This window comes from Methylobacterium sp. WL120, assembly GCF_008039465.1.
In the GTDB taxonomy this organism is placed as follows: Bacteria; Pseudomonadota; Alphaproteobacteria; order Rhizobiales; family Beijerinckiaceae; genus Methylobacterium; species Methylobacterium cerastii.
Genome location: NZ_VRUT01000233.1, coordinates 1 through 5,525, shown reverse-complemented (window position 1 = coordinate 5,525; position 5,525 = coordinate 1). Strand labels below are relative to the sequence as shown.

9 protein-coding genes are annotated in these 5,525 nt (G+C 64.1%); 8 read left to right on the top strand and 1 reads right to left on the bottom strand.

Annotation, left to right across the window (positions count from 1 at the left end):
* Nucleotides 1-666: 666 nt before the first annotated feature.
* The 4 genes from FV229_RS27830 to FV229_RS25015 all read left to right on the top strand — a co-directional run bounded on the left by FV229_RS27830 (nucleotide 667) and on the right by FV229_RS25015 (nucleotide 2,367).
* A complete protein-coding gene (locus tag FV229_RS27830) occupies nucleotides 667-927 on the top strand; it encodes a hypothetical protein (RefSeq protein WP_147754524.1) in 261 nt (86 codons plus the stop codon).
* Nucleotides 928-1,306: 379 nt separating this feature from the next.
* Nucleotides 1,307-1,807 carry a hypothetical protein gene (locus tag FV229_RS28300; protein WP_246688333.1) on the top strand — a complete coding sequence of 167 codons (501 nt, stop codon included), beginning with the start codon at nucleotides 1,307-1,309 and terminating at the stop codon, nucleotides 1,805-1,807.
* A complete protein-coding gene (locus tag FV229_RS25020) occupies nucleotides 1,804-2,088 on the top strand; it encodes a hypothetical protein (protein ID WP_187275281.1) in 285 nt (94 codons plus the stop codon). Before FV229_RS28300 ends, FV229_RS25020 begins: the two co-directional genes overlap by 4 nt.
* Nucleotides 2,089-2,133: 45 nt before the next feature.
* Nucleotides 2,134-2,367 carry a hypothetical protein gene (locus FV229_RS25015; RefSeq protein WP_147754523.1) on the top strand — a complete coding sequence of 78 codons (234 nt, stop codon included), beginning with the start codon at nucleotides 2,134-2,136 and terminating at the stop codon, nucleotides 2,365-2,367.
* 58 nt (nucleotides 2,368-2,425) lie between these two features.
* On the opposite strand, the gene FV229_RS25010 is transcribed toward FV229_RS25015, so the two are convergent.
* Nucleotides 2,426-3,328 carry a hypothetical protein gene (locus FV229_RS25010; protein WP_147754522.1) on the bottom strand — a complete coding sequence of 301 codons (903 nt, stop codon included), beginning with the start codon at nucleotides 3,326-3,328 and terminating at the stop codon, nucleotides 2,426-2,428.
* A gap of 212 nt (nucleotides 3,329-3,540) precedes the next feature.
* Between FV229_RS25010 and FV229_RS25005 the strand changes: the two genes are divergently transcribed.
* The 4 genes from FV229_RS25005 to FV229_RS24985 all read left to right on the top strand — a co-directional run.
* Complete coding sequence (locus FV229_RS25005) at nucleotides 3,541-3,726, top strand: hypothetical protein (RefSeq protein ID WP_147754521.1); 186 nt, start codon at nucleotides 3,541-3,543, stop codon at nucleotides 3,724-3,726.
* 47 nt (nucleotides 3,727-3,773) lie between these two features.
* Complete coding sequence (locus FV229_RS25000) at nucleotides 3,774-4,076, top strand: hypothetical protein (RefSeq protein WP_147754520.1); 303 nt, start codon at nucleotides 3,774-3,776, stop codon at nucleotides 4,074-4,076.
* Nucleotides 4,077-4,166: 90 nt separating this feature from the next.
* On the top strand, nucleotides 4,167-4,328 hold the full coding sequence (locus FV229_RS24995; RefSeq protein WP_246688332.1) for a hypothetical protein: 162 nt from the start codon (nucleotides 4,167-4,169) through the stop codon (nucleotides 4,326-4,328).
* Between the two features lie 578 nt (nucleotides 4,329-4,906).
* A partial coding sequence (locus tag FV229_RS24985) for a porin (RefSeq protein ID WP_187275280.1) occupies nucleotides 4,907-5,525 on the top strand: 619 nt, incomplete at its 3' end.

Below are 5,525 nucleotides of genomic sequence, written 5' to 3'. Positions count from 1 at the left end.
TTTCCGGGCGCTGCATCCGCAGCACCAGCTCGATCAGCTCCTCGCGGCTCAGCCGCTCAAGATCGCTTCGGCCCATCCCACGAGGGAATCAGCGAAACCCGACCCGCGCAAGGGGGTGGGTAATTACGCACACGTCCGGATCCCGCAAGTCCCGGCGATCCGGCTGCTCGTCCGGCCGCCGAGTCCCGATCGACCGGATCTAGGGCGATGCGCCGGATACCCGGAGCAGGCTCGACTGGCCTACGGGCCTCTCGGATTCTGGCGATCACGTAGGTGCCGACCGCGAGAACGGCGCCGCCGACGAAGGTCCCGGCGGTCTTCACGTACTCGGCCGGCAGCGCGGACAGGGTGGAGAGCTAGTCGGTCACGCCGCGGCTCTCCGAAGGCAAAGGTCACACGTTCGAATCGTGTCGGGTGCGCCAATCTTCTCAATGACTTAGCGGTATCTAACCGCGCCGGCTCACACAGGCAGCCCACATAGCGGCCGCTGTAGAGCGTGCATCTGATTAGCTCGTCGGATTCGCGCGACCCTGCTACCGTCGGACAACTTGTCCCGGAGCACCCCACCGATGCGCTTGTTCGCCCTTGTCCGGCCGATCGTCCTGCGCCCTGGTATCACGCGGGAGGGCGCAGCCTAGGTGTGGCGCGAATTGAGGAGAGATACCTATGCAGAGCAAGCTCGCAAAGACGATCATCGGGGCGGCCCTAGCCGTCGCCCTGGCCGTGGCTGTGTCTTACGGTCTCATCAGCCAGCAGACCGCCGATAAGGTCCAGACGCAGGCCGACCAGACACTGCAGACCGGCGCTGGCGTTCCGCCGGCGACGCCTGGACAACCGGCGCCAGCCCCGGCGCCGCAGCCCTCTGGGCAGCAGCCTTCGCAACTCGGCTCGCCGCTTCAGAACCCTACCCCGACGCAACGGCAATGATCGCAGACCAGCCCGGGCCAAAACCCTCCCGTCCGAAGCCATCCATCGGCTTGATGGCGAAGGGGCTGAAAGCGAAGAAGTCGTAGAAAGGGAAGCATGCCCAGGGGACCATCGAAGCGCAGGCTACCTGATAGCCTGACGCAGCATCTTTCTGATCCGAAGATCGTCGCCCTGAAGCCCCGAACCACAAACCGGCGCGGCACCCATCATGGGTCAGGGTTGGCGCAGAAGATCGGTGTATCGGCCGTGACCTTCACCGTCCTCGTACTGGCGGGCGGGCACCTGTTGCGCGCGTGGTAGGGTTCCAACATGGCGTTGCGAATTGGGTCGCCGGTCAGGGCTACGTGCGCCATCGTTAAGTTTCAGAGGGCACGACCTGATGGACCAACCAGCAGCCATCAACCCTGAGCAAAAGATGGAGATCTCTCCGCTCAGCGGGGACGTCGAATGTGCCATCCAGACGGTGCAGGTTCATATCTACCGCCTCGCTGGGACACGAGACGGGTGGACCCTGAAGGTCATCGATCACGAGGGTTCGCCTATCGTGTGGCCCGAGGCCTTCGCAAGCGATGAAGCTGCCTACGAGGCCTTCGAGAATGCCGTGATCAAGGACGGCCTCGGCTCATCGGTTGAGACGTCGGCACCAACCCGACGAACTGAATTTGACGTCAACCCTGCTGAGGAACACACGCTGTCCGAACATCAGAGCAAAGAGTGGAAGCAAGCGGAAGCGGCTTTTGCGAAGGAGCAGAGCCTGCCTATCTCCATGCCTGCTGAGGAGCCACCGGCGAACGTGGCTGAGACCAACCTGGCCCGGCAGAAGGCAGCGCGCTTAGCGAGGGATGCCGAGCACGTGAAGGCGAAGAACGGCCTGAAATGAACGGTCCCGGCGATCAGCCCGACAGGATGGTTGAAGTCTCCGGGCTAGCAGCGGCGATCGCCGATCGCATCCTTGAACAGCATGATGCGGGGACTTCGATCCCGCCCGAGCATTTCTACATGCTCGTCAAAGCGGCGCAGATGTTGGAAGACAACGCCGTGCCCTGGCCGCCCTCGGTGGAGCATGTGGTGATGGAGGTTGCTAAGCGGGTCGAAGTGGGCGAGCCGGCGCGCTTGCCTAGAGATGCCAAGAAACCGAAGGCGGAGGGCCGCCTGAAATGACCGCCACGCTAGATCCTGACCGCGCCTTCGCTCCGAGAGATGCTGATGCCCTACACCCTTCAACGCCTCGCTCCCGGGAGCTTCGATCTCATCCTCGACGGCAAGGTGGTGGGCAGTCTGGTCCGCGAAGTGTCGCGGGATGGGTATGAGGGCGATTGGACAGCCGAACCGCTCGCCGACAGCCCGCCATTTCCATCGCCTTTCACAAGCGAAACGCACAAGTTTCAGAACCTGAAGGCAGCGGCAGACTGGCTTGATGCGGACGTGCCTGATCTTTAAGGCACCCCGCGCCCGGGAAGAAGGCGGGGGTTTCGGCGCTACGGCTCCGCCCCGAGCCTCATTCTACTTCGCCCGTGAACGGGAAGCCTTCGCTCGAACCGTCCGTCGGGGGGATGACACGCTGCACCTCGACGACATCGTGCTGGGCGGATGTTAACCGTCCACCTTGGTCGTACTCGTAGGCATACCTCACCATGCACGCGAGTGCGGAGCCTGGCACGATCGGCACCGCGCCCGCCTTGAAGCGCTGCAGCCATACCTCGTCGAGGATCGCAGCCGTCACCGTGTCCCTGCCATGCCGGAAGTCCCACTTCGCTTCGCCAAGATAGTCCGGCCGGCGCACGAGCAACTGCATCGGCATCACGCCGCTTGCTTTCGATCCCTCGGCGGCTGTCAGGTACTCGCTCGGGCGCTTCGTCTCCGCGACGTTCGCCTCGTAGACCCCGGCCTCGGTGGTGAGTAGCAATCGATCGTTCGCTGACAACGCCGCCTTGCCGGCCTGGATCTGATCCAACGGCTTCACGAGGTCCTGCAGCGTGATCGGCAATGGCTGAGGCAGGTGCCTGACCGGCGCTGATTCAAGGAGCTTCTCCAGGTCATCGCGCAGTTGCATCAGGCGCTTCCCCTCGTCCGCGGCCTCCCTGGTATCCAAGTATTCGAGCGTGCGGTGCTTGCCTTTCACTAGGACGGCGCCGACGCCTTTTTTCCAGTCTCCAGACTTCAAAACCTCGTCGTCGACCTGACGGAGCCGCGTGCGGACCCAAGCCGTGATTGAGGCCGCCTCTATGTCCTCAAGCACCATAAGTGGAACGATGCGCGGATCGAGGGCCGAGACCATCAGGCGGTCGAGCGCTTCAAAGCCTTCGAGGATGGTGATTAAGCTGCCGAACACCCGTCGGGGGCTGGCTTCTCCTTTGGCGAAGTCGATCGTCACGCCCATCTCGGCGTCGTCTGGCTTCATGGTCGGCGTCTCGGATCAAATAAAGTCGGCATGATAGCCACAACCTCAACCTTGGCGAGGGGCACGGCGCGCTTTCTGCGCCGGTTGGATAGCGTCACCGCTCGACCACCTAGCTCGGCTCGACACGGCACCCCGGCGGCCATCCTGCCGGGATGCGATTAGCGCCTTGCACGGTAACGGCTTGGCAACCGCATTCGCGTGAAAATGCCGGCATGCCAACCTTGTCCGCCCCGCGCCTACTCACCTTCCTCGCTTCCGCAGTGCTGATCGGCCTCGCGGTCGCCAGCCTCTACACGAAGGTACCTGTGGTCGGGCGCACGGTACTGGCTTACCGGCAGTGGTTTTTCATCGGCGCCTACGCCCTGCTCGCGCTCGGTGTGACGACGAAGAGCCTTTGAACCACCTGCAGAGTCGACAGCACAACAGGTCCCGCTATCCTACCGCGATGCGCACAGCCCTCGCCGCCCTCGCTCTCGTCGTCACGGCTGGAGACGCCGGCGCGCAGCAGCAACTGCCGACTGTCCCAGAACTGCTGACGGCTGAAAGGAAGGCCTCGCAGGCGTGTGAGGGCTCGGGAGATGCTGACGTCGTCCGAGAGCAATGCCGGCTCCGCGATCGTCTAAGCGGCCGCCTGGCACAAGCCGGCTACTGCTGGGGCCGCAAAGGCCAGGGCGACGAGAAGAAGCAGTGGCACGCCTGCCAGCCGGACTCGATCTACGAGGACGACATTGAAGCCGTGCAGCGCTGACGCCCGGGCTGAAGATCGATGCACAAGCTCCCTCCTGGTAGCCTCTACCGCCTGCAGACGTTGGCCCAGACAGGAGCACGCTTCTACAAAATGAACGCCTACATGCGGCGCCTTGAGGTGCTGGGCCTGATCGTCGCCACTGGGCGCAGGGAGCCGGAAACAGACTGCGGCGAGTACAGGATCACCGATGGCGGACGTGCCGAGCTCAAGGAGCGCTACGACCCACCACCGACCGATCCTCCCAAAACCTGAAGCGCTCCGCCTCCACCGCTCGCTTCGACCTTGTCGCCGATCGGCAGGGCAAGCGACTGCCGACCTAGGCGCTGATGCGTGTCCCCGCCGAGCGGGTCGCGCTGGACGCGTTGCTCCGCGGCCCTCGGTGCGATTGGTCGACTTGGACGGTTGAGGTCTACGATGCGTCAGGGCGGCACGTGGTGTCGAAGCCGTTCAGCGACGTGCTGGTCAGACGACAGGCGCAGCAGGTTTAGACGCTAAGCACAGTAGGCGTAGGGCGACCTGCCCGGGTTATCGATTGCCCGCGATATACTTTGCGATTTAAGCGCTTCGTGAGGCCTTTTTGGCCTGATTGCTCGCCAGCTAACCAAAGCGTTGCGTCGATGCAACATTCCCACAGCACCGTAGCGCACTCGTGGATTCGACGTTGATCGCGAGGATGTGCTGGCACACAGTGTTTTCGCACTGGGGGCATCGCAAAAGCGGGCCCGATGAGCCCGCACCCAAAAAGCGGGCCGCACAAGAAACGTACGTCGCGATCGGCCCCGGCCGCGTAAGCGTACGATCCTCGGGTCTCGAAGCTTTTGGAGATATCTATGTCGCTCTTGAAGAGCACCCTGCTCGCTTCGGCCGCCGGCTTCGCCGCCGTCGCCGGCGCCCAGGCTGCCGATCTGCCGGTCAAGAAGGCCGCCCCGATCGAATACGTCCGCGTCTGCACCGCCTACGGCGCCGGCTTCTTCTACATCCCGGGCACCGACACCTGCATCCGTCTCTCGGGCCGCGCCCGACTCGAGGCCGGCTACCAGACCAGCTACTCCCGCGCCGCCGGCAACGGCGACCTGACCGGCTACCAGGGCCGCATGCGCATCAACGTCGATGCCCGCACCCAGACCAGCTACGGCACGCTCCGCGCCTTCCTGCGTCTCGATGCCGGCAGCCGCTCCGGCTACTCGGGCGTCGGCACCTCCGGTACCCAGCAGCGCCAGGGCACGGCCTTCGCCGCCACCGGCGTCGATGGTTTCGGTCGTCTGCAGCAGTACTCGAACGTCGACAAGGCCTTCGTGCAGTTCGCTGGCTTCACCGCCGGCCGCGCCGCGTCGTTCTTCGACTTCTACGCCCACGACTTCGAGTTCGCCGGTGCCACCGCCGGCTCCGACATGGCCTCGACCAACCTCGCCGCCTACACCGCGACGCTCGGCAACGGCTTCTCGGCAA

Coding starts and splice junctions, on each gene's coding strand:
- FV229_RS25020 (WP_187275281.1), top strand. CDS start 1,804: ATGAACGGTCCCGGCGATCAGCCCGACAGGATGGTTGAAGTCTCCGGG.
- FV229_RS25000 (WP_147754520.1), top strand. CDS start 3,774: ATGCGCACAGCCCTCGCCGCCCTCGCTCTCGTCGTCACGGCTGGAGAC.
- FV229_RS25015 (WP_147754523.1), top strand. CDS start 2,134: ATGCCCTACACCCTTCAACGCCTCGCTCCCGGGAGCTTCGATCTCATC.
- FV229_RS25010 (WP_147754522.1), bottom strand. CDS start 3,328: ATGAAGCCAGACGACGCCGAGATGGGCGTGACGATCGACTTCGCCAAA.
- FV229_RS28300 (WP_246688333.1), top strand. CDS start 1,307: ATGGACCAACCAGCAGCCATCAACCCTGAGCAAAAGATGGAGATCTCT.
- FV229_RS25005 (WP_147754521.1), top strand. CDS start 3,541: ATGCCAACCTTGTCCGCCCCGCGCCTACTCACCTTCCTCGCTTCCGCA.
- FV229_RS24995 (WP_246688332.1), top strand. CDS start 4,167: ATGAACGCCTACATGCGGCGCCTTGAGGTGCTGGGCCTGATCGTCGCC.
- FV229_RS27830 (WP_147754524.1), top strand. CDS start 667: ATGCAGAGCAAGCTCGCAAAGACGATCATCGGGGCGGCCCTAGCCGTC.